Raw genomic sequence first — 24,224 nt, 5'->3', positions numbered from 1 at the left:
AAGCTTGGATGACGGGATGGTGCGGTCTTCGACGCAAGGCGGAGGAGCGAAATATGACGAATGGCTGGGACGTCTTTATTAGTCATGCGAGTGAAGACAAGAAGTCCGTTGCTCGTCCGCTGGCCTCTAAGCTGAGGCGACTTGGCTTAACAGTTTGGCTTGATGAAAATGAGCTCAAACTTGGTGATAGTCTTTCAAGGAAAATCGATGAGGGCCTAACAAAATCAAGTATGGTATTGTCGTACTATCGCGGGATTTTTTCAGGAAGAACTGGCCAGAATATGAGCTGCGTGGCCTCACCGCAAAGGTGATGGCCGGCGATGGGCGTATTATTCCGGTGTGGCACAATGTCGGACCAGGAGAGGTCATCCGCTACAGCCCAACTCTAGCTGATGCCGTCTCCGGAAACACCCGGTCACTAGATAAACTTGCGATCCAAATTGCGTCGGTGGCGCGGCCGGATCTTTTTCAGCCGATTATGCGGAAAGTGGCCTTTGCCCAAACTGTTGGGAAGGGAGAGATTATGGAATCTCCTGCGAGCAACATCCGGCAGGGGCCCATCCGACATGCGACCCTTCCGAATGACATGGTCAATCGCATCGACCTGATCAGAACGGCGCTATTAGAGGTAGTGCCACATTCCAGAAATGAGTGGATGGATGGGTTTCAGCGAGACGCTCACCCTTCGAAAGAGGTTGAGGTTTGGGAAGCAATTGCAGCACGATATTCGCGTGCTGTCGAAGCGCGGCAAATCAGTGACAGTGGCAAGCAAGCCATATTCCAGATGCTCCTCCTTTCAAGTCTAGGAAGTGATGAATCTGCGGCCGAAATCCTCTTCAAGGAATTCGGAGACCGGGCTCAGGCGGTCTTCGACCGAACCCGATATGACAAGGGGATTTTTACACCAATTTCAAACGAAGATCGAAGGCGCCAAGCCGAAATAAACGTCGAAATTCAAGATCTCAGCGGGCCCGGTGCGAGCATCGATCTAGCATACATTGAAGAGATAGTGGTAGAAATGAGTCGGAAAGACACAGGTGAATAGACCGCTATTCCACACTCACAAAACTATCCAGCACTCGCTTCCGCCCGGCCTTCTCGAAGTCGATCTCCAGCTTGTTGCCCTCGATCTCGGCGACCGTGCCGTAGCCGAACTTGGAGTGGAAGACGCGCTGGCCCAAAGCAATGTCGCTGCGCCCCGGATTGCCGAGACTGACGGCGCTCGCCTTCACGTCGATCACCCCCCGCACCGCGTTGCGGTCGAAGGCGCCGCTCGACACCGCCCTTTGCCAGCCGGGACCGCGGCCGGCGCCGCGTCCCACGTTCGAGAAGGGGTCGGCGCGTTCGGACCAGTTGGCGCGCCAGAGGCTCTCGCCGCCGGTCATGCTGCTTTCCGACTCGGTATGCGCGGCGGGGAGCTCGTTGACGAAGCGGCTGGGGATGGAGCTGGTCCACTGGCCGTAGATGCGGCGGTTGGCGGCGTGGAGGATCACGCAGCGCTTCCGGGCCCGGGTGATCGCGACATAGGCGAGGCGACGTTCCTCCTCCAGCGACGCGTTGCCGCCCTCGTCCATGGCGCGCTGCGAGGGGAAGACGCCTTCCTCCCAGCCGGCGAGGAAGACGGTGTCGAACTCCAGACCCTTGGCGGCGTGGATGGTCATGATCGTGACCTTGTCCGCCTCGCGGTCCGCGTCATTGTCCATCACCAGGCTGACATGCTCGAGGAAGGCGCCCAGCGTCTCGTAATCCTCCATCGCCCGCGCCAATTCGGCGAGATTTTCGAGGCGGCCGGCGCTCTCGGCGGAGCGGTCGGCCTGGAGCATGGCGGTGTAGCCGCTCTCGTCGAGGATCAGGCGGGCCAGCTCGGGGTGGGGCAATTCGTCGAGTTTCGAGCGCCAGCGGGCGAAGTCGCCGACCAGATTGCCGAGGCTGCGGCGGGCGGCGCCAGTCAACTCGTCCGTGTCGAGGATACGGGCGGCAGCAGCGGAGAGGGGGATGTTCTCGGCGCGGGCGAGCATGTGCAGCTTCGCCACCGCCTTGTCGCCGAGGCCGCGTTTCGGGACGTTGACGATCCGCTCGAAAGCGAGGTCGTCGGCGGGCTGGGCAATGACGCGCAGGTAAGCGAGGGCGTCGCGGATCTCGGCGCGCTCGTAGAAGCGAAAGCCGCCGACGATGCGGTAGGGCAGGCCGATGGCGATGAACCGGTCCTCGAACTCGCGGGTCTGGAACTGGGCGCGGACGAGGATCGCGCAATCGTCGAGCCGGCCGGGCTGGCCATGGTCGCCGCGGCGCTGGATGGTCTCGAGCTCGTCGCCGACCCGGCGGGCCTCCTCGGGCCCGTCCCAGACCCCGATGACCTGGACCTTGTCGCCCTCGTCCAGCTCGGTCCAGAGCGTTTTGCCGAGCCGGCCGCTATTCTGCGCGATCAGGCCGGAGGCGGCGGCGAGGATGTTCGGCGTCGAGCGGTAATTCTGCTCCAGCCGGATGATCTTCGCGCCGGGAAAATCCTTTTCGAACCGCAGGATGTTGGACACTTCTGCGCCGCGCCATGAATAGATCGACTGGTCGTCGTCGCCGACGCAGCAGATGTTCCTGCGCTCCTGCGCGAGCAGGCGAAGCCAGAGATACTGGCTCTGGTTGGTATCCTGATATTCGTCGACGAGGATATATTTGAAGCGCTGCTGATAATGGTCGAGCACGTCGCGACGGGTCTTCAGGATGACCAGCATGTGCAGCAAGAGGTCGCCGAAATCGCAGGCGTTCAGCTCGCGCAGGCGGGCTTGGTAGAGGGCGTAGAGCTTGGCGCCCTTGCCGTTGGCATAGCCCTCCGCCTCGCCGGCATCGACCTGGTCCGGGGTCCAGCCCTTGTTCTTCCAGCGGTCGATCAGCCCGGCGAGCGCGCGGGCGGGCCAGCGTTTCTCGTCGACGTCGGCGGCGGCGATGAGCTGCTTCAGCAGGCGGAGCTGGTCGTCCGTGTCGAGGATGGTGAAGTTGGACTGGAGCCCGACCAGCTCGGCATGGCGGCGCAGCATCTTCGCGCCGATCGAGTGGAAGGTGCCGAGCCAGGGCATGCCCTCCACCGCCTGGCCGATCAGCCGGCCGACGCGTTCGCGCATCTCCCGCGCCGCCTTGTTGGTGAAGGTGACGGCGAGGATCTCCGACGGCCAGGCGCGGCGGGTGTAGACCAGATGGGCGAGGCGCGCGGTCAGCGCCGCGGTCTTGCCCGTGCCGGCGCCGGCGAGGACGAGCACCGGCCCTTCCGTGGTGAGCACGGCGTCGCGCTGCGGCGCGTTGAGGCCGTCGAGATAAGGCGGCTCGGGCCAGGTGGCGGGCAGGTCGGTCACGGGCGAACAGCTAGGGAACGCGCGGGGGGCTGACAAGCTGCGTCAGCCGTTCTCCCTTGCGGATGAATGCGCTCGGATAGACTCAGAAGATCCGGAAGCCGCGGCGGCGGCGCGGGCGTTCCTCCTCATCCGGGGGCAGGTCCTCCACCTCCCAATAATGATCCTGCACCATGTGCGAGCGGACCGGGCGGCCGCTCTGGTCGCGCGAGGGGTCGAAGCGGAAGCGCTGCTCGATCAGCCGGCAGGTGGTGGCGTCGAGCGCGCGGTTGCCGCTCGACCGGGTGACCCGGCATTCCGTGGCGCGGCCGTCCGTCTCGATCGCGTAGATCACCGAGACGGTGCCGCCGATGCCGCCCTCGCCGACCGCGGCGGGATAGTCGCGGTCGGTGATCCGGCCGCGGATCCGGCGCGGCGGGGAATAGCCGCCGCCTTCGCCATCGCCATAGCCGGGGCCGTTGCCCCTGCCGCCGCGACCGGGGCCGTCGCCGAAGCGCCCGCTGCCGGTGCCGCTGCCGATGCCGCCCGCGCCGGTCCCCGGGCCGACAAGCGGGGTCGCGCCGGAGGTGGGCGCCATGTTCTGGCTGGCGACGGACGGCGCCGGCGGGACGGGCATCGGGATGGGCGGCACCGGCGCCGTCACCTCGTTCGGCCTGGCCTCGCGATTGGCCGGCGCCGCGGCGCCCTCCTCGCGGCCGCCCTCGGTCCGTTCGCGGACGGGCGGCGGGACCGGCTCGGGTGCCGGCGGGGGCGGGGCAAGGTTGACCAGCTGCAGCGCCTCGGGCGGGGCGAAGCTGGGCGTGACGCCGAGGCCGCGCAGGATCAGCAGGGCGAGCAGGGCATGGACGGCCAGTGCGGGCGCCGCGGCCCGGACGCGGTCTGACGGATTCGACTGCAGATACATGGGCTTGATCGACATTAGTCACCAAGCGGCGGGAATCAAAGCGGATTCTGCGCTGACCCGGCCCCGTTCCTGGCCCAACGGGACCGGGCGGATGGGTTATTTCTTCTTGGTCTTCTTGCCGCCTTTTTTCGGAGCGGTCTTGGCCGAGCTCGTGCCCGTGGCACCGTCGCCGCCTTCTTCCTTGGGTTTGGGTTCCAGCATCTCGCGGTTCCTCGATCCACCGGCCGCCGGGATGACGACCGGGGCAGGGCCAGAGAAGGCTATTTCCGCGGAAGGATCAAGACTTCAGGCGGTCCGCCGGAGCAAAAGCACAGTCGCCTTGCCGAACCGGCGCTCGGCGTCGAGGACGAGGCCGGGCGGCAGGACCGGCGCCTCGCCGTGCAGCTCGAGGCTGAGCCAGCCGCCCGGGACGAGCCAGGCGGCGGCGCGGTCGAGTGCGGCCTGGGCGAGACCGGCGCCGTAGGGCGGGTCCATCAGGATGAGGTCCGCAGGCGGGAGCGCGGCATGCGCCACGTCCTGGGCGCGGATCTCGGCGCGGTCGCCGGCGCCGAGTCGCTCCGCATTGCGGCGCAGGGTGTCGAGCGCGAGCCGGTCCTTCTCGACGAAGGTGCAATGCGCCGCGCCGCGGGAGAGCGCCTCGAGGCCGAGCGCGCCGGTGCCGGCGAAGAGATCGGCGACGGCGAGGCCCTCGAAGCTGCCGAGCCGGCTGGCGAGCATCGAGAACAGGCCCTCGCGGGCGCGGTCGCTGGTCGGGCGGGTGGAATTGCCCGGCGGCGCCTCGAGCGGGCGGCCGCGCCACTGGCCGGCGATGATTCTCACGCTCTAGCCCCTCCCCTTCGGGGGAGGGGTACGGGGTGGGGCCGGAGGCCGAGGCCGCGCGGGCTTGCGGGATTTCTCCCTTCTGCCCCACCCCAACCCCTCCCCTGAAGGGGAGGGGCTCTCCTTCAGCGACTTCCGGAACACCACCAGATCGTGCTGCCGCACCTCATCGACCGCGCCCGCCGGCAGATCCCCCAGCACGAGCGGGCCATAGGCGGTGCGGATCAGGCGGCTGACCTCGAGGCCGAGATGCTCGAGCACGCGGCGGACCTCGCGATTCTTGCCTTCGCGGAGCCGCATCTCGACCCAGCCGTTGCGCCCGGTACGCCGCTCCAGATTGGCGTTGATCGAGCCGTAGCGGACGCCCTCGATCTCCACGCCGTGGATCAGTTCCTCCAGCTGCGCCTGGCTGACATCGCCGAACACGCGGGCGCGGTAGCTACGCTCGACGCCGGTGGCCGGCAGCTCCAGCTGTCGCTTGAGCTCGCCGTCGGTGGTGAGCAGCAGGAGCCCTTCCGTATTCATGTCCAGGCGCCCGACCGGCATGACCCGGGGCAAGCCCTTGGGTAGCCGGTCGTAGATGGTCGGGCGGCCCTTCGGGTCGCGCTCGGTGGTGAGCAGGCCGCGGGGCTTGTGGTAGCGGAACAGGCGCGCCGGCGCCGGCGCCCTGACCGGCTTGCCGTCGACGGTGACGCCGTGCAGCGAGGTCAGCAGGGTGGCCGGCTTCCCGACCGTTACTCCGTCGATCGCGATCCGACCGTCCTCGATCATCCGCTCGATCTCGCGGCGCGAGGCGATGCCGGCACGGGCGAGCAATTTGGCGATGCGCTGTGGTTCGGCCATCATTTCTCTCAAAGCGGCCCATCCGACCTTTATTTGCGTCCGGGCGATTGCGGGGCGCGGCACCAGCACCCAGATATTCCGTTGAACGAGGCTCAATCGGGAGGGTGGCCCCTACATGCTCTTCGGCAGGCGCGAAAGACGGATCAGCAGGATCATGGTCGTCGAGGACGAGCCGCTCGTCGCCTTCGACAATGAGACGATGCTGCAGGACGACGGCTATGTCGTCGTCGCGACCGTCGACAATTTCGCCGACGCCGCGGCGGTGATGGCGCGCGAGCCGCTCGACCTGATCCTCACCGACATCAGCCTGGCCGGCGAGGGCAGCGGCATCGACGTCGCCCGCGAGGCCGCAGCGCGCGGCATCCCCGTCCTGTTCGTCACCGGCAATTGCACCGGGGAGGCGAAGGCGCTGGCGATCGGCTGCCTCGCCAAGCCCTATAGCGAGCGCGTCCTGCTCGGCACGCTGGAGGCGGTCGACCTCTCGCTGCAGGGCCGCGCGCCGAAGCGCGTGCCGGGGGAACTGACGCTTTACGCCAAGGCGTGATAGACCGCGCCGATGCGGCGCCCGCTCGTTTCCGCCTTGCTCCTCCTCGCCGCCTGCCAGCGCGCGCCCGAAACCGCGCAGCGGGCGCAGGCCAGACCGGCGGACGGAGCGGCGCTCAGGCCGGTGCTGGTCGAATTGTTCACCAGCCAGGGCTGCTCCTCCTGCCCGCCCGCCGACGCCTTCCTCGATCGCTTGCAGCACGAACCCAATATCGTCGCGATCAGCCGGCACGTCACCTGGTGGGACCGGCTCGGCTGGCGCGACACCCTGGCCCGGCAGGAGGATACGGAGCGGCAGCGCGCCTATGCGGCGCGGCACGGAGACGAGGCCTATACGCCGCAGGCGGTGGTGCAGGGCCGGGTGCTGCTGATCGGCGGCCGGGAGGGGGCGGTGCACCGGGCGATCGACGAATATCGCGCCGCTGCCGGCGCCGGGCCCAGCGTCCGCCTGGAGCGCGGGGCGCTCGTGCTCGACGGCGCCGTGGCGGGGCCGGCCGAGATCAGGCTCGTCGCGCTCCGCAGCCGGGTGCGGGTCGCGATCGGCGGCGGCGAGAATGTCGGGCGGACCTATGACTATGTGAATGTGGTCGTCGCCGAGACGCCGCTCGGCACCTGGCGGGGCGGAAGGCTGCGCCTGCCACTGGCGCCGGGCCGGCTGCGCACGCCGGGCGCGGACCGTCATGCGGTGATCGTGCAGGAGCCGGGTGCGGGGCAGGTGCTGGCCGCGGGTTTTCTTTGATCCTCCCCGGGACGGGGAGGTGGCAGCGCGGAGCGCTGACGGTGGGGGCGTGGTGCGAGTCTCTGGACCCCCTCCACCATGCTGCGCATGGTCCCCCTCCCCGTGCCGGGGAGGATCTTCAGGCCAGGGCCCTTTCCACCTGGTCGTGGAACTTGCGGATGCCGGTTTCCAGCGTGCCGAGGGTCAGCGTCTCGAGCGAGCCGGAGGAGAGGCCGCTCTGGCCGAGCGCCGCGGCACGATAATCCTCGCCGCCGAACACGCCCTCGTCGAGCAGGGTCCAGCTCTTCTCCCAATGCTCGATCTCCTCGGCCGTCGTCGGCGGCTGCGGGATCAGCATGAAATCCTCGACGAGGGTACGGCCGACATCCTGCGGCATCAGCACCATCAGGTTCACATAATCCGGGCTCATGATCATGATCGTCGCCGGGAAGAGCTGGTAGGCGAAGGTGATCACGGCGCGCAGCTGCGGCCAGTGCTCATGGTCGATCTCGGCCAGATATTCGTTGCGGCCGACCGCGGAGCGCTGGTGGATGCCGAGCTGGTCGGCGACGCTGACCCCGTCGGTGAAGAAGCGGCCGATCGTCTGCGCGTGCAGGCGCTGGACGTGATAGCCTTCGAGGAAGGCATCCATGATCAGCTTCCAGTTCGAGGCGATGTCGTGGACGCGGCGGCGGAAGAGATGGTGGCCGGCGAGATCGAAGGCGTCGAATTCGGGCGCGAGGCCGATCGCGTCAGAGAAATCATTGGGCTGGCGCGCGAACCAGATCAGCCCGCCGGCCTCGACATTGGGCAATTCGACGAGATGATGGTCGGCCTTGTCCATGCCGGGGAAGGTATCCGGGCGGGGGAGCGCCACCAGCGCGCCGTCCGGCGTGTAGGTCCAGGCGTGATAGGGGCAGACGATGCGCGGGCATTTCTGGACCTCGCCCGTCTCGATCAGCCGCGTGCCGCGGTGCCGGCAGACGTTCCAGAAGACGTGCGCCACGCCCTGCTTGTCGCGGGTGAGCAGCAAGGGGATGCCAAAGCCGTCATGGGTGACGGCCATGTTGCTGTCGGGCAGCAGCGCCGAGGGGGCGATCACCGTCGGCAGCCGGTCGAACAGGGCCGCCTTCTCGGCGGCGAAGCGGGCCGGATCGGTATAGACCGAGGCGGCGACGGTGGAGATCGAATCGCCCGTCGTCGGCGCGCCCGAGGCGAGCCGCCGGGCGAGGGCGAGCTGGCCCTCCGTGGGCCCGCGCCGGATCGGCATGTCCATGGCCGGACTTTGCGCCTTACGCGAACGTAAGGCAAGCAATCAGGTCTTTCCGGCCCGGTGCGACTTGTTACAAGAGCGGCATGAGTGACACCGCCACCGCAGCCCCGCGCACCTGGCGCGACCGCCTTCCCGCCGGGTTTAGGGAATATACGGAAAAGGCGCCGATCGCAGCCTTCTTCGTCGGCGTTTCCTCGGGCTTTCCCTATGCGATGATCGGCGCGACCCTGACGACGCGGCTCGCGCAGGATGGGATCGACAAGAAGACGGTGACCGCTTTCACGCTTGCCTTCCTCGTCTACAATTTCAAATTCCTGTGGTCGTGGATCATCGACGGCGTGAAGATCCCCGTGCTTCACCGGCTCGGCCAGCGCGTGTCCTGGCTGCTCGTCGCGGGGCTGCTGGTCATGGCGGCGGTTGCGAACCTTGCCTTCCAGGACCCGTCCGCGAACGTGTTGCAGACCGCGATTGCGGCCGTGCTGGTCGGCGCAGCCGGCGCGACCTTCGACATCGTGATCGACGCCTATCGCATCGAATTGCTCGAGCCGCGCCAGCTCGGCGTCGGCGCGGGCATGTCGCAATATGGCTGGCGGATCGGCTCGACGCTGGCGGCCGGGTTGGCGCTGATCCTTGCGGCCCGGGTCGGCTGGCAGATGGCCTACCTGGCCTGCGCCCTGTTCGCGCTGCCCGCGATGATCACCGGCCTCATTGCCGGCGAGCCGGCGCGGCACCGGGAGATCAGCGAGCGCAAGGGCATCGCCCAGACCTTCACCGCGATCTGGGGCCCGTTTGCGGAGTTCTTCAAGCGCAGCGGCGCCTGGCTCGTCCTCCTGTTTATCCTGCTGCACAAGATCGGCGACACACTCGCCAATCTGGTGCTGCGGCTGCTGCTCAATGCGCAGGGCTATACGAATGACGAGATCGCGATCTGGGATGTCGGCATCGGCTTCTGGGCGTTCCTGATCGGGATTTTCCTCGGCGGCTGGCTCTATTCCTCGCTCGGCCTGAAGCGTTCGGTGCTGCTGAGTCTCATCCTCATGGGCGTGTCGAATGCGAGCTTCGCCGTGCTCGCCATGGTCGGGCACACCAATATGGGCCTCGGCGCCACCATGGCGTTCGAGAACATCGCCAGCGGCATCGGCGGCGTCTGCCTGGTCGCCTATTTCTCGGCGCTGACCGACCTTCGCTTCACAGCCTCGCAATATGCCCTGATCTCCGCCGCGGCGAGCATCGTCGGCCGCTTGCTCACCGGCACGACGGCGGGCGCGATCGTCGAGCAGATGGGCTTCGTTTCCTTCTACTGGCTGACTGTCGCGGCCGCGGTGCCAGGCATTCTCCTGTTCTGGTGGATGATCCGGGCCGGGCTGATCGACCGATCGATCGGCAGTGCGGGCAAGACCGGCGAGGGCGACGCCCGCAAGGACGCGCCAGAGGCCGGCTGAGCCATGCCGATCCTGTTCGCGATCATCGCCCTGCAGATCGCCTGCGCCGTGCATTGCGTGAAGTCGGGGCGCAGCGGGACCTGGGTGATGGTGATCGTCTTCTTCCCGGTGATCGGGAGCCTGGCCTATGTGGTGATGGAGGTGCTGCCCGGTTCGGGTGTGCCGCAACAGGTGGGCAAGGCGCGCGCGAAGGCGGCGGCGAAGCTCGATCCGGACAAGCCGATCCGGCTGGCGCGCGAGGCGCTGGAGACCGCCGACACCGCCGCCACAAGGGTCCGGCTCGCCGATGCGCTGGCCGACCGCGCGCTGTGGGATGAGGCGATCCAGCATTATGAGCAGGGTGAGCTCAAGGCGCCGGGCGGCAGCGACCGCGGGATCCGGCTGAAGCTGATCCGGGCCCTGTTCGAGGCGGGGCGCACCAAGCGGGCGCGCGACATGCTGGAAGGGCTGGAGCCCTCCTCGCTCAGGAGCGACAATGACCGGGCCTCCCTGCTGCTGGCGCGGATGCTGGAGGCGGAAGGGGAGCACGAGCGGGCGCTGGCGCTCTATGCCGAGGTCGGCATCCGCCTGCCGGGCGCGGAGGCGCAGTGCCGCGAGGCCGGGCTGCTGCTCAGCCTCGGGCGGCGCAGCGAGGCAATGGTGCCCCTCGCCGAGGCGGAGCGCCGGGCGAAACGCATGGAGAAGAGCGAGCGCGCCAAGGACGGCGAGATGTACGCCTGGGCGGCGGAGACGCTGGCGGAATTGCGGGCGGAGGGGTTGGGCTGACCCGTGCTCCGGCGAAGGCCGGAGCGTTGCGAGACATGGCGCGGCTTTTTTCCGGCCAGCGCTCCGGCCTTCGCCGGAGCACAAAATCACCTTATTCCGGCTCTTCCCCGTTCGCCTTGAGCACGTTCCCCGCGAGGTAGAGCGAGCCCATGATCAGCACCACCGGCGGATGCGCGCGGTCGGCGTGGCGGGCGATCCATCTGAGCGCGTCCTCCACCCCGGCGGCGGGCAGCGCGGAGAGGCCCGCCTCGCGCGCGACGGCGGCGAGCGCTTCGGGGCTGTGATGCTCATGGCCGGGCACGGGGATGGTGTGGACCGTCACGTCGCGGCCGCGGAAAGGGTGGAGCACGCCCGCCGCGTCCTTGTTGACGACCAGGCCGAAGAGCATGTGGAAGGGCCGCCCGGCGGGGACGGCGCCGCGGAAATGATCGGCGACCGCGCGGGCGGCGGCGGGATTGTGGGCGCCGTCGAGCCAGAGCTCGGCGTCCCGAGGCAGCAGGTCGCGGACCGGGCCGGGGGAAAGTGTTTGCAGCCGCGCTGGCCATTCCGCCCAGCCCATGGCAGCGCGCAGGGCGGCCTCGGGGACAATGAGGCGGCTCTGGTGGCGGAGCATGGCCACGGCGAGCGCGGCATTGACCGCCTGATGCTCGCCGGCGAGGCGGGGGAGGGGCAGATCGAGGCTGCCGTCGCGGTCGCCATAATGGAGGCGGTCGTCGCGAAGCTCCGCATGCCAGGCGCGGCCGCGCGGCAGCCAGATGGCGCCCGCAGCCTCGGCCCTGTCGCGGATCACGGCTTCCAGCGCATCCGGATAGGCGAGGGTGACGAGCGGCGCGCCGGGCTTGGCGATGCCCGCTTTCTCCGCGGCGATTCCCTCCAGCGTGTCGCCGAGGAAGAAATGATGGTCGTGGCCGAGCTGGGCGATGCCGCAGACCAGAGGCGCCTCGATCACGTTGGTCGCGTCGAGCCGGCCGCCGAGCCCGACCTCGACGATGCAGGCGTCGGCAGGCGTGCGGGCGAAGGCGAGGAAGGCCGCGGCCGTGGTCGCCTCGAAGAAGCTCAGCTCCATCTCGCCGGCGGCCTCGAACACCTCGGCCAGGATTTCGGCCAGCGCCTCGTCCGCGATCAGCCGGCCGGCGAGGCGGATCCGCTCGTTGAAGCGGACCAGATGGGGGCTGGTATAGGCATGGACGTTGAGACCGGCGGCTTCGAGGGCGGCGCGGAGGAAGGCGCAGGTCGAGCCCTTGCCGTTGGTGCCGGCGACGTGGAGGACGGGCGGCAGCGCGCGCTCGGGATTGCCGAGCCTGCCGAGCAGGTCCGAGATGCGCTCGAGGCCGAGAATGTCGCGCCCAGGGGACAGGCGCGCCAGCCGGTCGAGCTGGGCCTGGACGCGCGGGTTGTCGGAGCTGGCGCGGTCCGCCACCGCGGTCCCTAGGCCGCCTCTTTCCGCGGCGAGAGATAATCGAGCAGCAGGCCCAGGCGGGCGCGCAGCTCCTTGCGGTGGACGACCATGTCAATCATGCCGTGATCGAGCAGATATTCGGCGCGCTGGAAGCCTTCGGGGAGCTTCTCGCGGATCGTCGATTCTATCACGCGCTGGCCGGCGAAGCCGATCAGGGCGCCGGGCTCGGCGATCTGGACGTCGCCGAGCATGGCGTAGGAAGCGGTGACGCCGCCCGTGGTCGGGTCGGTCAGCAGCACGATATAGGGCAGGCCCGCTTCCTTAAGCTCGGCGATCGCGACCGTGGCCTTGGGCATCTGCATCAGCGAGAGGATGCCTTCCTGCATGCGCGCGCCGCCGGCGGCGGTGATCACGACATAGGGACAGTTTTCCTCGATCGCGGCGCGGGCGCCGGCGACGAAGGCGGCGCCGACCGCCATGCCCATCGAGCCGCCCATGAAGGCGAAATCCTGCACGCCGAGCACGGCCCGGCGGCCCTCGATCGTGCCGCGCGCGTTGAGCAGGGCGTCCGGCTCGCCGGTGGCGGTGCGGGCGGCCTTCAGGCGGTCGGTGTAGCGCTTGGAATCGCGGAAGCGGAGCGGATCCTCCTGCACCCTGGGCGCGGCGAGGATGGTGTAGCCCGGGTCCAGCAGCAGGGCGAAACGCTGCTTCGGCCCGATCCGGCCATGATGGTCGCAGCGCGGGCAGACGTAGAGATTGTCCTCATATTCCTTGGTGAAGACCATCGCCTCGCATTGCGGGCATTTGTGCCAGAGATTGTCCGGCGTCTCGCGCTTGGGAAGGAAGGGGATCGCGTTGCGGACGCGGGTCAGCCAGCTCATCTCGTCATGCTCCTCGGGCGGCGCGGATAGGCCCGCGCGGCGCTGAAGTCCACTCTCAGAGCGTCGCCGCGATGGCGCGGGCGGCGGCGGCGGGGTCCTCGGCCAAGGTGATCGGGCGGCCGACGACGAGCACCGAGGCGCCCGCGTCGAGCGCCTGGCGCGGGGTGACGACGCGCTTCTGGTCGGCGACGGCGGCGTCGGCCGGCCGGACGCCGGGGACGACGATATGCGCCTCCGGCCAGGCCTCGCGGACCAGCGCGATCTCGGCGCCGGAGCAGACCACGCCGTCCAGCCCGGCCTCGCGGGCGAGCAGGGCAAGGCGCCCGACCTGGGCATCCGCCGCGCCGGGGACGCCGATGCTGTCCAGATCCTCGGCGTCGAGGCTGGTCAGCACGGTGACGCCGACCACCTTCGTGCCGGCGGGCGCGGCGGCCTTGGCGTCCTCCATCATCGCCCGGCCGCCGGCGGCATGGACGGTGAGGATGGCGGGCTCGAGCGGGCGCAGGGCGTGGATCGCCTTGGCGACGGTGTTGGGGATGTCGTGCAGCTTGAGGTCGAGGAAGATCGGCAGGCCGAGATGGGCGATCTCCATCACCCCTTCGCGGCCATTGTGGTTGAAGAACTCGAGGCCGAGCTTGAGCCCGCCGACCTGGCTCTTCACCCGGTTGGCGATGGCCCTGGCCTGGTCGAGATCGGGCGTGTCGAGCGCGACATAGACCGGGCTGGTCATGCGCTCGGCCAGGCCTTGCTGTCGGTCGCCTCGCGGTCCGGCGCGTCGCGCTCGGCGAGCGGGGTCTCTGAAGGCGAGGAGCTGCGGCGGACCGGCGTCGGCACCGGATTGGGAACCACCGACGGCCCGGCATTGCTCGGATTCTGCGTGTCCAGCCGGCGCTTCAGCGACCAGATGCGGGCGCGGTAGACGATGAAGGTGGGGAGGAACCCGATCAGCCAGGCAATCAGCACCAGGATCGGCAGCTTGATGTCGGCGACCAGCCCGGCCCAGAGGTTGACCGGCACGACATGCCAGTTGTCGCGGGCGAACAGCACCATCACCACCGCGAGCACGACCCAGAACAGGGTTTTCAGGAACTGCATGGCGGCCTCTTTCGTGGAATTTGCGCGCGGCGTCCAGTGGTCAGCCGACCTCGCGCTCCAGCTCGGCGAACAGGGTGTCGATATGGGTCAGGCGGCCGCGCTCCTGGGTGAGGATGGCGCGGAAGGCGTCGCGCTTCAGCTCGGCGATCGCCGCGGGCGCGAGCCGCTTGCCCTCGGGCACGGCGCTGTTGACGATGTCGATCAGCCGGTCGGCGCCGTGCAGGCGGCCCCAGAGATAGTCGTTCTCGCGATAGGCGCGGCTGAAGAAGGCACCGAAGCTGTTGAACTGGATGCCCTTCAGCGTCGCCGCCGCGCCGCCGGCGCGGATCGCAACCGCGTCGTTCGGGGAGATGCGGTCGACCTTGATCGGGTCGAACTCGTCCAGCCCCTCGCCCTGGAGAAGCGGCAGGGTGGCGATGTCGTAATACGGATAGCCGAGATAGGCGAGGATCAGGCCCCGCCGGTCCGCCTTGGGCAGCAGCAGCAAGGCGTCGCTCAGCACCTCGTCCGCCTGGGCGTCGATCGTCTCGAGCAGCCAGAGATCGCGCAAGGCGGCGAGCGCGGCCGCCGGCTCCTCGGCCGCCCGGACGAAGGGCGCGCGCAGCGGCTCGGCGACCTGCTCCGGGTCCCGGTCCCGGTAGCGGGCGATGATGGCGTGGAGGACGCGGAGCATGTCCTCCTGCTCCTCGCGCGGCGCCTCCATCTCGTCGGTCGTCTCGGTGATCCGCCGGGCGACGAAGCGCAGCCGGCGGGTGCGGAAGGTGAGGTCGAAATCGACGAGGAACTGGACCACGTCGTCGCGCGCGCCCCTGGCGGTCATCGCATCGGGGTCGGTGAGGCCGAGGGCGCGGACATGGGTCCAGACCGCCTCGCGCACGGCATGGCGCCGCGCACTGTCGCCGCCGCCCCCGCCAAGGCGCAGGATGCAGGCGGCGACCTCCTCGATCACGGTCGCGAGTTTGAGCTGGCCATAAGCGGCATAGGCATAGCCGGCCTCGCGCGCGGAGAGATTGTGCGCCTTGGTCCGCCAGCTTGCGAGCCGCGACGGTGTCGGGCTCGACAGGAAGAAGCTGGAGCCGACCGCGCGCTCGATCGCCGCCTCCACCTCGGGCCGGATCGCCTCCATGATCCACCTGAGGCGGCGGACGCGCGCGGAGATGCGCTTGATGCCCTCCAGATTGTCCCGGATCGGCTGCTCGCGGGGAATGTCGGAGAGGGCGCCGAAGAGGGTCGAGAGGAAACCGGGCGGCTCGACCTCGCCGCTGCCGCCGGGACTGGTCAGCCGGACGCTCTTCATGCCGGGCTTGGGGTCGATATAGACGAAGCGGCGGTCGACCTCGCGCCGGGCCGGGCGCTTCTCCAGCGCGGCGGTGGCCGGGCCGAAGGGGCGGTTGTGCAGCACCGAGCCGTCGATCAGGATCGCCTGCTCCGCCTCGCCCATCGCGTGGCGGCGCGGCAGGGTGCGGGCCAGGAAGGCGTCGCGGCCTGGCCAGGCTTGCCCTCGCTTTTCGAGGCATTGGTCGAGCTCGCCGACTCGAAATGGCGGAAAGGCGCCCGGGAAGCTCGCGGTTGCCCGCGCCGCATAGACGAGTTCGGCGGGGTCGCCGATCCGCCGCCCCGCGCCGCCCGGATCCTGGAAGCTGATGATCAGCCGGTGCTCGGTCTCGATCACCTCTGCGGGGGAGTTCAGCCGCAACCGCTCCGGATAGCCGTTGAAGTCCGTGACCGTAATGAAGAGGTCGAGCGGCTGATAGTCGGGCAGGAGGGGCGCGCCCTTCGGGCCCTTCGCCATCGCGTCGAAGGCGTCGAGCAGCAAATTGGTGAGCTGGGCCCCGCCGAAGGGCGGCTGCAGCCAGGGCGCGCGCACGAAATTGGCGAGCTTGGCCTTCACCTCGGCGCGGTGCGCGGGCTCCACCGTCTTGTCGATCGTACCCGAGCGCGAGGAGAGCAGCCAGGCGACCGGCACCGCGGCGCTCTTCACGAAGCGCTTGAGGCCGCTGCCATGCTCGGCGAGCAGGGCGTCGACGTCGGCCGAATCGAGCCAGAGGTCGGTCAGCGGATCGAGCGCCTCGCCGGTCGCGATCGCATGGCCGAGGAAGACGGCGTTGATCCCGCCCGCGCTGGCGCCGGCGAGGATGTCGACGAGGATGCGGATGTCGGTATCGGCCTCGAGCGCGATCCGGCGGAGCAGATGGGCGTAGATCGCCTCGGTCTCGCCTTCCTGGTCGGCGCGGATCGTCGAGCTGTGGACGTTCTGGCTGGCGCGGGCGAGCCGCCAGATCTCCTTGGTGATGCCGTGCATGTAGACGGCGAGGCTGACGCCGCCATAGCAGACCAGGGCGATCCTCAGCTCCTTCTCGCGCATGTCCGCAGCGTGGCAGGAAGGCGCCCGGCTGTCGAGGAAGGAAGGAGGGGAGCAACCCAGCGAGTCGTCCCGGCGGAAGCCGGGACCCAGGAACACAACAATGCGATGAAGGGCGAATGCGGCTTCGCTTGCCATCTGAAACTGGAGTTCATGGGTCCCGGCTTTCGCCGGGATGACTCAGACGTGGCGACGAACGGAGATTTGGCCGCTTTTCTTCCCCGGAAACGCGAGTTAGGTCCGGACCGTGTTGCGGGGGCGTCTGCCAGTTTATTTGCTGATCGGCCTGGTCGTGGCCGTGGCGCTGTGGGGCATGCTCCGCGGCCGCACGGGCGGCGGCGAGGCTGGGCAGAACAACAGCCAGACCGCGCGCTTCAACATTCCCGTCGCCAACCAGACGCCGCCGCCGGGCGCGGTCGATTATGCGCAGCTCGACGCCAGGCTGCAGCGCCTGATGCGCGACCGTTCTATGGTCGGCCTCGCCATCGGCGTGGTCGAGAATGGCGAGATCCGCTTCCTCAAGGGCTATGGCGTGACCCAGGCCGGCGGCAGCGAGCCGGTGACGCCCTCGACCGTGTTCCGCTGGGCCTCCTTGTCCAAGGGCGTCGCCGCGGACATGGTCGTCCGACTCGTCGCCGACGGGTCATTGTCGCTGACCGACCCGATCGCGCGCTGGGCCACGTCGGTGCGGCTGCCCGGCGGCACCGAGAGCAGCGTCACGGTGGCCGACATCCTCGCCCACACGACCGGCCTCTTCGCCCATGCCGAGGATCCGCGGCTGGAGGAGGGCATGGACCCGCATGTGCTGCGCGCCTCGATGGCGCTCCTCCACAATACCTGCGCGCCCGGCACCTGCCATGCCTATCAGAACGTTCTCTTCGACGCCTCGTCGGAAGTGGTGGAGCGGGTCACCGGCAAGCCCTACGGCCAGGTGCTGCGCGAGCGTTTCTTCGCGCCGCTCGGCATGACCACGGCGAGCAGCTCGCGCGCGGAGCTGATGGCCTCGCGCAGCTGGGCGCGTGGCCACGTCGGCGGCAATCCGCAGACCTTCGAGATCAGCGAATCCTATTATCGCGTGCCCGCCGCGGGCGGCATCAACGGCTCGATCCAGGACCTGTCGATCTGGATGCTCGCCAATATGGGGCTGGCGCCGGACGTGCTGAGCCCCGCCATGCTGCAGCAGGTGCAGACCCCGCGGATCAACACGCCAGGCGAGAACAGGCGTCGCCGGCGTTTCTCCGAGCGGACCGCGAGCACCCAATATGGGCTCGGCTGGCGGGTGATGGACTATGCCGGCCACCGGGTGATCGGCCATCATGGCGGGGTGAAGGGCTACCGCTCGATGATCCTGTTCGATCCAGCGCTCCGCTCGGGCGTCGTCGTCCTCTGGAACTCGGCGAGCTCGCGGCCGAACGGCATCGAATATGAGGTGATGGACATGGTCTATCATTTGCCGTTCCGCGACTGGCTGCGCCTCGACACGCCGGAAGACGCGCCCGTCGAGCGGGCGGAGGAGCCGGAAGCGGAGGGCCAGCCGGCGCCGCGCGGACGGGTCAGCGCGCGCTTCGAGACCGACGGACGGCGGCGGCCCGGGGCACGCTAGTTATTGGTCATTGCGAGAAGCATAGCGACGAAGCAATCCAGCCTGGCTTCAGGACTTACTGGGTTGCTTCGCTCTGCTCGCAATGACGGAGTTTGCTTAGCCACCCAGCGATCTGGTCCGCGGGCTGAGGTCCGCCCAGATCGGGAGGTGGTCGGAGGCGCGGCGGGAGAGAGCGGTGCGGTGCGCGCCGCTGTCCACCACCTTGAGGTCGCGGCTGACCATGATCCGGTCCAGAGTGGCGATCGGGCGGCGGGCGTGGAAGCTGCGGCCGCAGGGCGCGAAATCATGGTCGGCGGCAAAGTCGCGCAGGCAGCCGCCATTGGCGCTCCATTCATTGAGGTCGCCCATCAGGATCGTCGAGGGCGAACCCTCGCGCTCGTCGAGATGCTCGAGGATCGCCCGCGCCTGCCGCCGCCGCCAGAGCCCGGACAGGTCGAGATGCATGCCGACGCAGCGCAGCAGGGCGCCGTCCACCATGACGTCGGCCAGCACGGCGCCGCGCGGCTCCAGCGACGGCAAATGGAAGAGGTGATGCTCGAGCACCTCGACCGGCTTGCGGACGAGCAGGGCATTGCCGTGCCAGCCGATGGAGCCGGCGCGGATGTCGAGCTCCACCGCCTTATAGTCGCTGTGCGAGTCGAGCATGGCGACCGGGATCGCGCTCGCCTTGCTGCCGAAGCGGCGGTCCGCCTCCTGCAGGGCGACGATGTCGGCGTCGAGCTCGTTGAGCACGTCGATCGTCCGCTCGGGCCGGCGCTTGCGGTCGGTGCCGATCGCCTTGCGCATATTGTAGGACGCGACGCGGATCATCGGCCGCCCTTAGGGGTGCAGTCGGGATGGGCGCAAGCTCAGTGCGCCTTCTCCTTGCCGATCGCATGTTCGAGGGCGCGGACGGCCTTGTCGGCGGCGAGGCCGACGGCGATGTCGACCCGGTCAGCATCGGCGTGGACGGCGACCGGCGGATGGCCGTTGACCCGCGCCTCCAGTGTGACCTTCTTGTCGCCGCCGCCGCCCTTGGCCCCATTCATGTCGGCAACGTGGACCTCGACGTCGCTCAGCCGCGCCTCGTAGCGCTTCAGCTTCGCCCGCACCTTCTCCTCCAGCCGGGCGTTGGCCTCCGCGTCGCTGACGAGCCGGTTGTCGGTGCGGATCTGGACGAACATCAAGAGCCTCCTCGCTTGACCTGTGTAGGTTATTAATGCGGGGCCGGGCCGGTGCGTTCCATGATCGCATTTTCCGCTGGATGTTCCTGTGATGTTCCATTACCCAACGACGTCATGGCGAAGCCGAAGAAACGCTATGTCTGCCAGCTCTGCGGCTCGGTGAGCCCGCGCTGGACGGGGCAGTGCGTCGACTGCGGCGAGTGGAACAGCCTGGTCGAGGATGCGGAAGGGGTGGTGACACCTTTCTCAGCCAGGCATAATCTGCGCGGCGGCGGGCGGCGGATCGAGCTGGTCGGGCTCGACGCGGAGGTCATGCTGCCGGCGCGGGTCTCGACCGGGATCGCCGAGCTGGACCGGGCTTTGGGCGGCGGGCTGGTGGCGGGCTCGGCGACGCTGATGGGCGGCGATCCGGGGATCGGCAAGTCGACATTGTTGCTGCAGGCGGCCGCGAAGGTCGCCGCGCAAGGGCTTGAGGTCGCCTATATTTCCGGCGAGGAGGCGGCGGACCAGGTGCGACTGCGGGCGCGCCGGCTCGGGCTTGGCGCGGCGCCGCTGAGGCTGGCGGCGGCGACATCGGTGCGGGATATTTTGACCACGTTGGCGGAGGGCAGGGCGCCTACCCTGCTGGTAATCGATTCGATCCAGACCATGTATTCGGACCTGATCGAGGGCGCGCCGGGCACGGTGAGCCAGGTGCGGGCCGCCGCGCACGAGCTGATCCGCTTCGCCAAGGAGAGCGGGGCGGCTCTGGTGCTGGTCGGCCACGTCACCAAGGACGGGGCGATCGCGGGCCCGCGCGTGCTCGAGCATATGGTCGACACGGTGCTGAGCTTCGAGGGCGAGCGCAGCCATCAATATCGCATCCTGCGGGCGACCAAGAACCGCTTCGGCGGCACGGACGAGATCGGCGTGTTCGCGATGGGCGAGGAGGGGCTGGCCGAGGTCGCCAATCCCTCGGCCCTGTTCCTGACCGACCGGGGGGAGGCGGTGCCGGGGGCGGTGGTCTTCCCGGCGCTGGAGGGGACTAGGCCGGTCCTGGTAGAGATCCAGGCGCTCACCGTCCGCCTCGCCAGCGGGGCGACGCCGCGGCGGGCGGCGGTGGGCTGGGACAGCGGGCGGCTGGCGATGCTCCTTGCCGTTCTGGAGGCGCGCTGCGGGCTGAATTTCTCCAGCGCGGAGGTCTATCTGAACGTGGCGGGCGGCTACCGCGTGACCGATCCGGCCGCGGACCTTGCGGTGGCGGCGGCTCTGGTCTCGGCCTTGTCCGAGCGGCCCGTGCCGGCGGAGAGCGTGGCGTTCGGCGAGGTCGCCCTGTCGGGCGAGCTCCGCCCCGTGGCGCACGGCGCGCTCCGCCTCAAGGAAAGCGCCAAGCTCGGCTTCGAGCGCGCCCTGGTGCCGGCGGCGGTCGCGGCGGAGAAGGGGGCGATGCGGCTGACCGGGTTCCGCACGCTGGGCCAACTGGTCGATCATCTGCTGGGGCGCTAAGCTGCCGCGATTCGAGATTTTTCGGGGCTGGTCATGGCTGTTCGCGCGACCCTCGCCATGCTGCTGCTTTCCGTGCCGCCCGCCGCGCCCGTGGCAGCGCCGCCTGCCGCGCCGGCGCCGGGTGCTAACGTTACCTTGGGCTGGGCCTGCACCCATTCCATGCAGCTGGCGCGGGGAAGGCTGGACGTGACCCGCAATCTCGATGCCGAGGGGCGGCCGGAATATGATTATCTGTTCTGGCAGTCGGGCCCTTGGAACGGCCGGGCCACGGTCGGATGGCAGAGGCTCGATGCGCAGAGCTCAGCCATCCTCCCGTGGAGGGTGAGGACGGACATGATCCTGGCCCCGCTCACTCTGACAAGGCCGGTGCAGCATCCCGTCTGGCTCGTGCTGCGGATCGACGGCCGAATCTCCAGCCGCCGTCTGCTGCCGCAGCGGATGAGCGACCTGCCCGAATTCGATCCGGAGCGGATGGAACTTTTGGGGAGCTTCATGGCCGGCTCGCCCAGACCGGTCCCCGTTCCCGACGTGACGGACGAAAGCGAAGTACTCGTGACGGTCGAGGAAGAGGGTGGCGAAACGCTCGCCCGATATGCGGTGGCGCTGCCCGGCCGGGATGTGATCGATGAGGTGGTCGCCCGAGCGGTGCCGGCGCTTGAGGCCATGGCGGCCGACTTTCGGAACCGGTGCCGGGCAGACAGGGGGCAGGGTCGGGTGCACTAAGGGCCCGCCCGGCTGATCCGCCTTCCCCCGAATCGAAACTGCCTCTAGCAAGGCGCCATGGCTTTCACTGCGCTCGACATCATCGTCATTCTCCTCGTGGGCGGCGGGCTGGTCTTCGGCTGGCTGCGCGGCTTCGTTGCCGAGGTGCTGTCGCTCTTCGCCTGGTTCCTCGCGATCCTGGCGCTGCGCGTGCTGCACCCGCCTTTGTCCGATGCGCTTGAGGGGCCGATCGGGACCGTGTCGGGGGCGGCGGTGCTCGCCTTCATCATCATCTTCGGCCTGGTCTTCGTCGGCGGCAAGTTCGCCTCGCGCCGCGTCGGCGGCCGGGTGCGCAACTCGATCGTCGGACCGCTGGACCGCGTCCTCGGCGCCGCCTTCGGGGCGCTGAAGGGGCTAATCGGCGTGACCATCCTCTTCATGATCCTCAACATCGTCTACAGCTTCAGCTTCATGGGCGGCGCCGGCGGGCGGCCGGAATGGATGACCAACGCCGCCACTTACGGGCTGCTCAAGGCGACCAGCGGCACCGTGTCCGGGTTCGTCGCCGACCAGCAAAATGCGATGAACGCGGCGGAAGAGGGCAACGCGCAGAACGCCACGAACCGCCAATGACCGAGCTTCGCCTCTACGACACGATGGCGCGGGAGAAGCGCGTCTTCACGCCGGCCGATCCGGCCCGGGTGACGATGTATGTCTGCGGGCCGACCGTCTACAACCGCGCCCATATCGGCAATGCCCGCCCCGCGGTCGTGTTCGATGTGCTCTCGCGGCTGCTTCGCCATCTCTATGGCGAGGAGCATGTCGTCTACGCGCGCAACGTCACCGACGTCGACGACAAGATCATCGAGGCGGCGCGGGCCGAGGGCGTCGATCCCGCGGTGATCACGAGGCGCTACGAGGATTTCTACCTCGCCGACATGGGCGCGCTGGGCGTGCGTCCGCCGGACATCGCGCCGCACGCGACGCAGCATGTCGAGGCGATGGTCGCGATGATCGCGCGGCTGATCGGGACCGGCAACGCCTATGAGGCGGACGGGCATGTGCTGTTCCACGTGCCGTCCGACCCCGATTATGGCGCGCTCGGCCGGCGCGACCGGGAGGCGATGATCGCCGGCGCCCGCGTCGAAGTCGCCAGCTACAAAAAGGACCCGGCTGATTTCGTGCTCTGGAAGCCGTCGGAGGCGGGAGTGATCGGCTGGGACTCGCCCTGGGGCCGCGGCCGGCCGGGCTGGCATATCGAATGCTCGGCGATGATCCTGGCACATCTCGGCGAGACGATCGACATTCACGGCGGCGGCCTCGACCTGATCTTCCCGCACCACGAGAACGAGATCGCGCAGAGCCGCTGCGCGCACCGGGGCGCGCCGCTCGCGCGCTACTGGGTGCATAACGGCTTTCTGAGCATGGCCGGCTCGGAAAAGATGTCAAAGAGCCTGGGCAATGTGGTGACGGTCGCGGACCTGCTCGAGCGCGATCCGCGCGGTGAGATTTACCGCTTCGCCCTGCTCTCGGCCCATTACCGGCAGCCGCTCGAATGGTCCGAGGCCCTGATCGCGCAGAGCAAGGCGACGCTCGACCGGCTCTACCGGAGCGCCGGCGATGCAACCGGCGGCGCGCCTGACGAGGGCGTGCTGGAGGCGCTTGCCGACGATCTCAACACGCCGCTCGCTTTGTCGCGCCTCTCGGCGATCGGTGACGGCGCCACGCTCCGCGCCAGCGCCGCGCTCATGGGCCTGCTCGAAGGCGGCGCGTCGGCCTGGTTCCAGGGCGAGGGCGACAGCCGGATCGACGGCCTGGTCGCCGCCCGCACCGAGGCCAAGCAGAAGCGCGACTTCGCCGAGGCCGACCGGATTCGCGACGCGCTTGCGGCGGAGGGGATTTTGCTGGAGGATAGTCCGGTGGGCACCAGCTGGCGGCGCGCCTGACGCCGTCCTTCGTGGAGGGCTCATAGCTGTCCGAATCCTCTGGCTGACCGTCCTGCTCGGGGCCTGCGCGACCGTCCCGGCCGAGCCTCGCTTTCCCGTCGCGCCCGAGCGCTTCATCACGCAGTTCCGCGGCGCCGAAGGGCTGACCTTCAACGGGTCGGGCCAGCTGTTCATCGGGGCCAACAATGCGGTCTGGCTGGCGCAGCACGACGGCACGGTGCGCAGGCTGGTCGATGTCCATCGCCATCTGGGTCAGGCCGGGATCGGCGCGCGCGACATCCTTGCCGCCGATTTCGGGCCGACCAACGCCTTTCAGCAACCGGGGCCGAACGACGACGGGATGGTCTGGCGGATCACGCCGGAGGGCGAGCGGACCCTGTTCGCGACCGGCATCGGTGACCCGAACGCGATCCTCCGCCTGCCCGACGGCGCCTGGCTGGTGTCCGACGACGCGGTCGACATCATCTACCGAGTCCCCGCCGAAGGCGGCCGGGCCGAAATCTGGTCGCGCGCAGTGCCCTTCCCGAACGGCATGGCGCTCTCCCGCGATGGCAGGAAGCTCTACGTCGCCCAGATCTTCAGCGCGATCGGCCCGGTCGTGCCGGCCAATGCGATCTGGGAGATCCCGATCGCGGACGGCCGCCCGGCCGGCGAGGCACGGATCGTCGCGCGGACCGAGCGGGCGCCCGACGGGCTCGCCGCCGACGAGCATGGGCGCATCTACATCGCGGACAACGGCTCGGGCACGATCCGCCGCTTCGACCCTGCGACGGGCGAGCAGGTGGTGATCGCGTCGGGCATGCCGAACGTCGCCAGCCCCGTCTTCGGCGAGGGCCGCTTCGACCATTACTCGCTCTATGCGACCAGCACGGAGCGGGGCGGCGGCACGATCTGGCGGATCCGGGTCGGCGCGCGTGGTGCGCGCCCCCATCCCTGAGGG

General features: G+C 68.9%; 23 protein-coding genes and 1 pseudogene. 12 read left to right on the top strand and 12 right to left on the bottom strand.

The window, feature by feature from the left end; genetic code table 11:
• Window positions 1-53 precede the first annotated feature (53 nt).
• Window positions 54-311 (top strand): toll/interleukin-1 receptor domain-containing protein, encoded by a 258-nt coding sequence (locus VEC11_RS04825; RefSeq protein WP_464129463.1) that lies wholly within the window; start codon window positions 54-56, stop codon window positions 309-311.
• Complete coding sequence (locus tag VEC11_RS04820; RefSeq protein ID WP_464129462.1) at window positions 311-1,045, top strand: hypothetical protein; 735 nt, start codon at window positions 311-313, stop codon at window positions 1,043-1,045. Before VEC11_RS04825 ends, VEC11_RS04820 begins: the two co-directional genes overlap by 1 nt.
• Window positions 1,046-1,049: 4 nt before the next feature.
• Here the strand turns inward: VEC11_RS04820 and VEC11_RS04815 are convergent, their stop codons facing one another.
• The 4 genes and pseudogenes from VEC11_RS04815 to VEC11_RS04800 form a co-directional block, all read right to left on the bottom strand.
• Complete coding sequence (locus VEC11_RS04815; RefSeq protein WP_464129461.1) at window positions 1,050-3,344, bottom strand: ATP-dependent helicase; 2,295 nt, start codon at window positions 3,342-3,344, stop codon at window positions 1,050-1,052.
• A gap of 82 nt (window positions 3,345-3,426) precedes the next feature.
• Entirely contained in the window at window positions 3,427-4,245 is an 819-nt protein-coding gene (locus VEC11_RS04810) for an energy transducer TonB (protein ID WP_464129460.1), read from the bottom strand.
• 285 nt (window positions 4,246-4,530) lie between these two features.
• Entirely contained in the window at window positions 4,531-5,064 is a 534-nt protein-coding gene (gene rsmD / locus VEC11_RS04805) for a 16S rRNA (guanine(966)-N(2))-methyltransferase RsmD (protein ID WP_464129459.1), read from the bottom strand.
• Between the two features lie 123 nt (window positions 5,065-5,187).
• Window positions 5,188-6,003, bottom strand: a pseudogene (locus VEC11_RS04800) (pseudouridine synthase); the annotation flags it as partial.
• A 19-nt stretch (window positions 6,004-6,022) separates the two neighbouring features.
• On the opposite strand from VEC11_RS04800, the gene VEC11_RS04795 reads away from it, so the two are divergent.
• Complete coding sequence (locus VEC11_RS04795) at window positions 6,023-6,451, top strand: response regulator (protein ID WP_464129458.1); 429 nt, start codon at window positions 6,023-6,025, stop codon at window positions 6,449-6,451.
• Window positions 6,452-6,463: 12 nt separating this feature from the next.
• Entirely contained in the window at window positions 6,464-7,189 is a 726-nt protein-coding gene (locus tag VEC11_RS04790) for a DUF1223 domain-containing protein (RefSeq protein ID WP_464129457.1), read from the top strand.
• A 118-nt stretch (window positions 7,190-7,307) separates the two neighbouring features.
• Here the strand turns inward: VEC11_RS04790 and VEC11_RS04785 are convergent, their stop codons facing one another.
• Window positions 7,308-8,444, bottom strand: coding sequence for an aromatic ring-hydroxylating oxygenase subunit alpha (locus tag VEC11_RS04785; RefSeq protein ID WP_464129456.1), 1,137 nt, complete (start codon window positions 8,442-8,444; stop codon window positions 7,308-7,310).
• 80 nt (window positions 8,445-8,524) lie between these two features.
• Here VEC11_RS04785 and VEC11_RS04780 point away from each other — a divergent pair, with 80 nt between their 5' ends.
• Together VEC11_RS04780 and VEC11_RS04775 are read left to right on the top strand one after the other, a co-directional pair.
• Window positions 8,525-9,883, top strand: coding sequence for an AmpG family muropeptide MFS transporter (locus tag VEC11_RS04780; protein ID WP_464129455.1), 1,359 nt, complete (start codon window positions 8,525-8,527; stop codon window positions 9,881-9,883).
• Between the two features lie 3 nt (window positions 9,884-9,886).
• Window positions 9,887-10,648, top strand: a complete 762-nt coding sequence (locus VEC11_RS04775; protein WP_464129454.1) for a PLDc N-terminal domain-containing protein — start codon at window positions 9,887-9,889, stop codon at window positions 10,646-10,648.
• Between the two features lie 91 nt (window positions 10,649-10,739).
• Here the strand turns inward: VEC11_RS04775 and VEC11_RS04770 are convergent, their stop codons facing one another.
• Genes VEC11_RS04770 through VEC11_RS04750 form a run of 5 tightly spaced genes read right to left on the bottom strand, consistent with a single transcriptional unit; the run spans window position 10,740 to window position 16,388 of the window.
• The gene (locus VEC11_RS04770) at window positions 10,740-12,068 is read right to left on the bottom strand and encodes a bifunctional folylpolyglutamate synthase/dihydrofolate synthase (RefSeq protein ID WP_464129453.1); all 1,329 of its coding nucleotides are present in this window, start codon (window positions 12,066-12,068) and stop codon (window positions 10,740-10,742) included.
• Between the two features lie 8 nt (window positions 12,069-12,076).
• On the bottom strand, window positions 12,077-12,928 hold the full coding sequence (accD, locus tag VEC11_RS04765; protein WP_464129452.1) for an acetyl-CoA carboxylase, carboxyltransferase subunit beta: 852 nt from the start codon (window positions 12,926-12,928) through the stop codon (window positions 12,077-12,079).
• A 55-nt stretch (window positions 12,929-12,983) separates the two neighbouring features.
• Window positions 12,984-13,658 (bottom strand): orotidine-5'-phosphate decarboxylase, encoded by a 675-nt coding sequence (pyrF, locus tag VEC11_RS04760; protein ID WP_464129451.1) that lies wholly within the window; start codon window positions 13,656-13,658, stop codon window positions 12,984-12,986.
• Window positions 13,655-14,023, bottom strand: a complete 369-nt coding sequence (locus tag VEC11_RS04755; RefSeq protein WP_464129450.1) for a LapA family protein — start codon at window positions 14,021-14,023, stop codon at window positions 13,655-13,657. Before VEC11_RS04755 ends, pyrF begins: the two co-directional genes overlap by 4 nt.
• 40 nt (window positions 14,024-14,063) lie before the next feature.
• Window positions 14,064-16,388, bottom strand: a complete 2,325-nt coding sequence (locus tag VEC11_RS04750; protein WP_464129449.1) for a patatin-like protein — start codon at window positions 16,386-16,388, stop codon at window positions 14,064-14,066.
• Between the two features lie 271 nt (window positions 16,389-16,659).
• On the opposite strand from VEC11_RS04750, the gene VEC11_RS04745 reads away from it, so the two are divergent.
• The gene (locus VEC11_RS04745) at window positions 16,660-17,988 is read left to right on the top strand and encodes a serine hydrolase domain-containing protein (RefSeq protein ID WP_464129448.1); all 1,329 of its coding nucleotides are present in this window, start codon (window positions 16,660-16,662) and stop codon (window positions 17,986-17,988) included.
• A 96-nt stretch (window positions 17,989-18,084) separates the two neighbouring features.
• Here the strand turns inward: VEC11_RS04745 and VEC11_RS04740 are convergent, their stop codons facing one another.
• Both VEC11_RS04740 and VEC11_RS04735 read right to left on the bottom strand, forming a co-directional pair.
• A complete protein-coding gene (locus tag VEC11_RS04740) occupies window positions 18,085-18,798 on the bottom strand; it encodes an endonuclease/exonuclease/phosphatase family protein (protein WP_464129447.1) in 714 nt (237 codons plus the stop codon).
• A 38-nt stretch (window positions 18,799-18,836) separates the two neighbouring features.
• Complete coding sequence (locus VEC11_RS04735) at window positions 18,837-19,151, bottom strand: HPF/RaiA family ribosome-associated protein (protein ID WP_464129446.1); 315 nt, start codon at window positions 19,149-19,151, stop codon at window positions 18,837-18,839.
• A gap of 114 nt (window positions 19,152-19,265) precedes the next feature.
• On the opposite strand from VEC11_RS04735, the gene radA reads away from it, so the two are divergent.
• Genes radA through VEC11_RS04710 form a run of 5 tightly spaced genes read left to right on the top strand, consistent with a single transcriptional unit; the run spans window position 19,266 to window position 24,221 of the window.
• On the top strand, window positions 19,266-20,636 hold the full coding sequence (gene radA / locus VEC11_RS04730; protein ID WP_464129445.1) for a DNA repair protein RadA: 1,371 nt from the start codon (window positions 19,266-19,268) through the stop codon (window positions 20,634-20,636).
• A gap of 33 nt (window positions 20,637-20,669) precedes the next feature.
• Window positions 20,670-21,359: a hypothetical protein gene (locus VEC11_RS04725; protein ID WP_464129444.1), complete on the top strand. Its 690-nt coding sequence runs from the start codon at window positions 20,670-20,672 to the stop codon at window positions 21,357-21,359.
• 57 nt (window positions 21,360-21,416) lie between these two features.
• Window positions 21,417-21,971: a CvpA family protein gene (locus tag VEC11_RS04720; RefSeq protein WP_464129443.1), complete on the top strand. Its 555-nt coding sequence runs from the start codon at window positions 21,417-21,419 to the stop codon at window positions 21,969-21,971.
• Window positions 21,968-23,284 carry a cysteine--tRNA ligase gene (cysS, locus tag VEC11_RS04715; protein ID WP_464129442.1) on the top strand — a complete coding sequence of 439 codons (1,317 nt, stop codon included), beginning with the start codon at window positions 21,968-21,970 and terminating at the stop codon, window positions 23,282-23,284. The genes VEC11_RS04720 and cysS overlap by 4 nt, the downstream gene beginning before the upstream one ends.
• Entirely contained in the window at window positions 23,223-24,221 is a 999-nt protein-coding gene (locus tag VEC11_RS04710) for an SMP-30/gluconolactonase/LRE family protein (RefSeq protein ID WP_464129441.1), read from the top strand. The genes cysS and VEC11_RS04710 overlap by 62 nt, the downstream gene beginning before the upstream one ends.
• Window positions 24,222-24,224: the final 3 nt, after the last annotated feature.

The sequence above is a fragment of the Allosphingosinicella sp. genome, assembly GCF_035626655.1.
Lineage (GTDB): Bacteria > Pseudomonadota > Alphaproteobacteria > Sphingomonadales > Sphingomonadaceae > Allosphingosinicella.
Note: the sequence above shows the minus strand (reverse complement) of the source record. Positions and strands in the feature narration are given on the sequence as shown.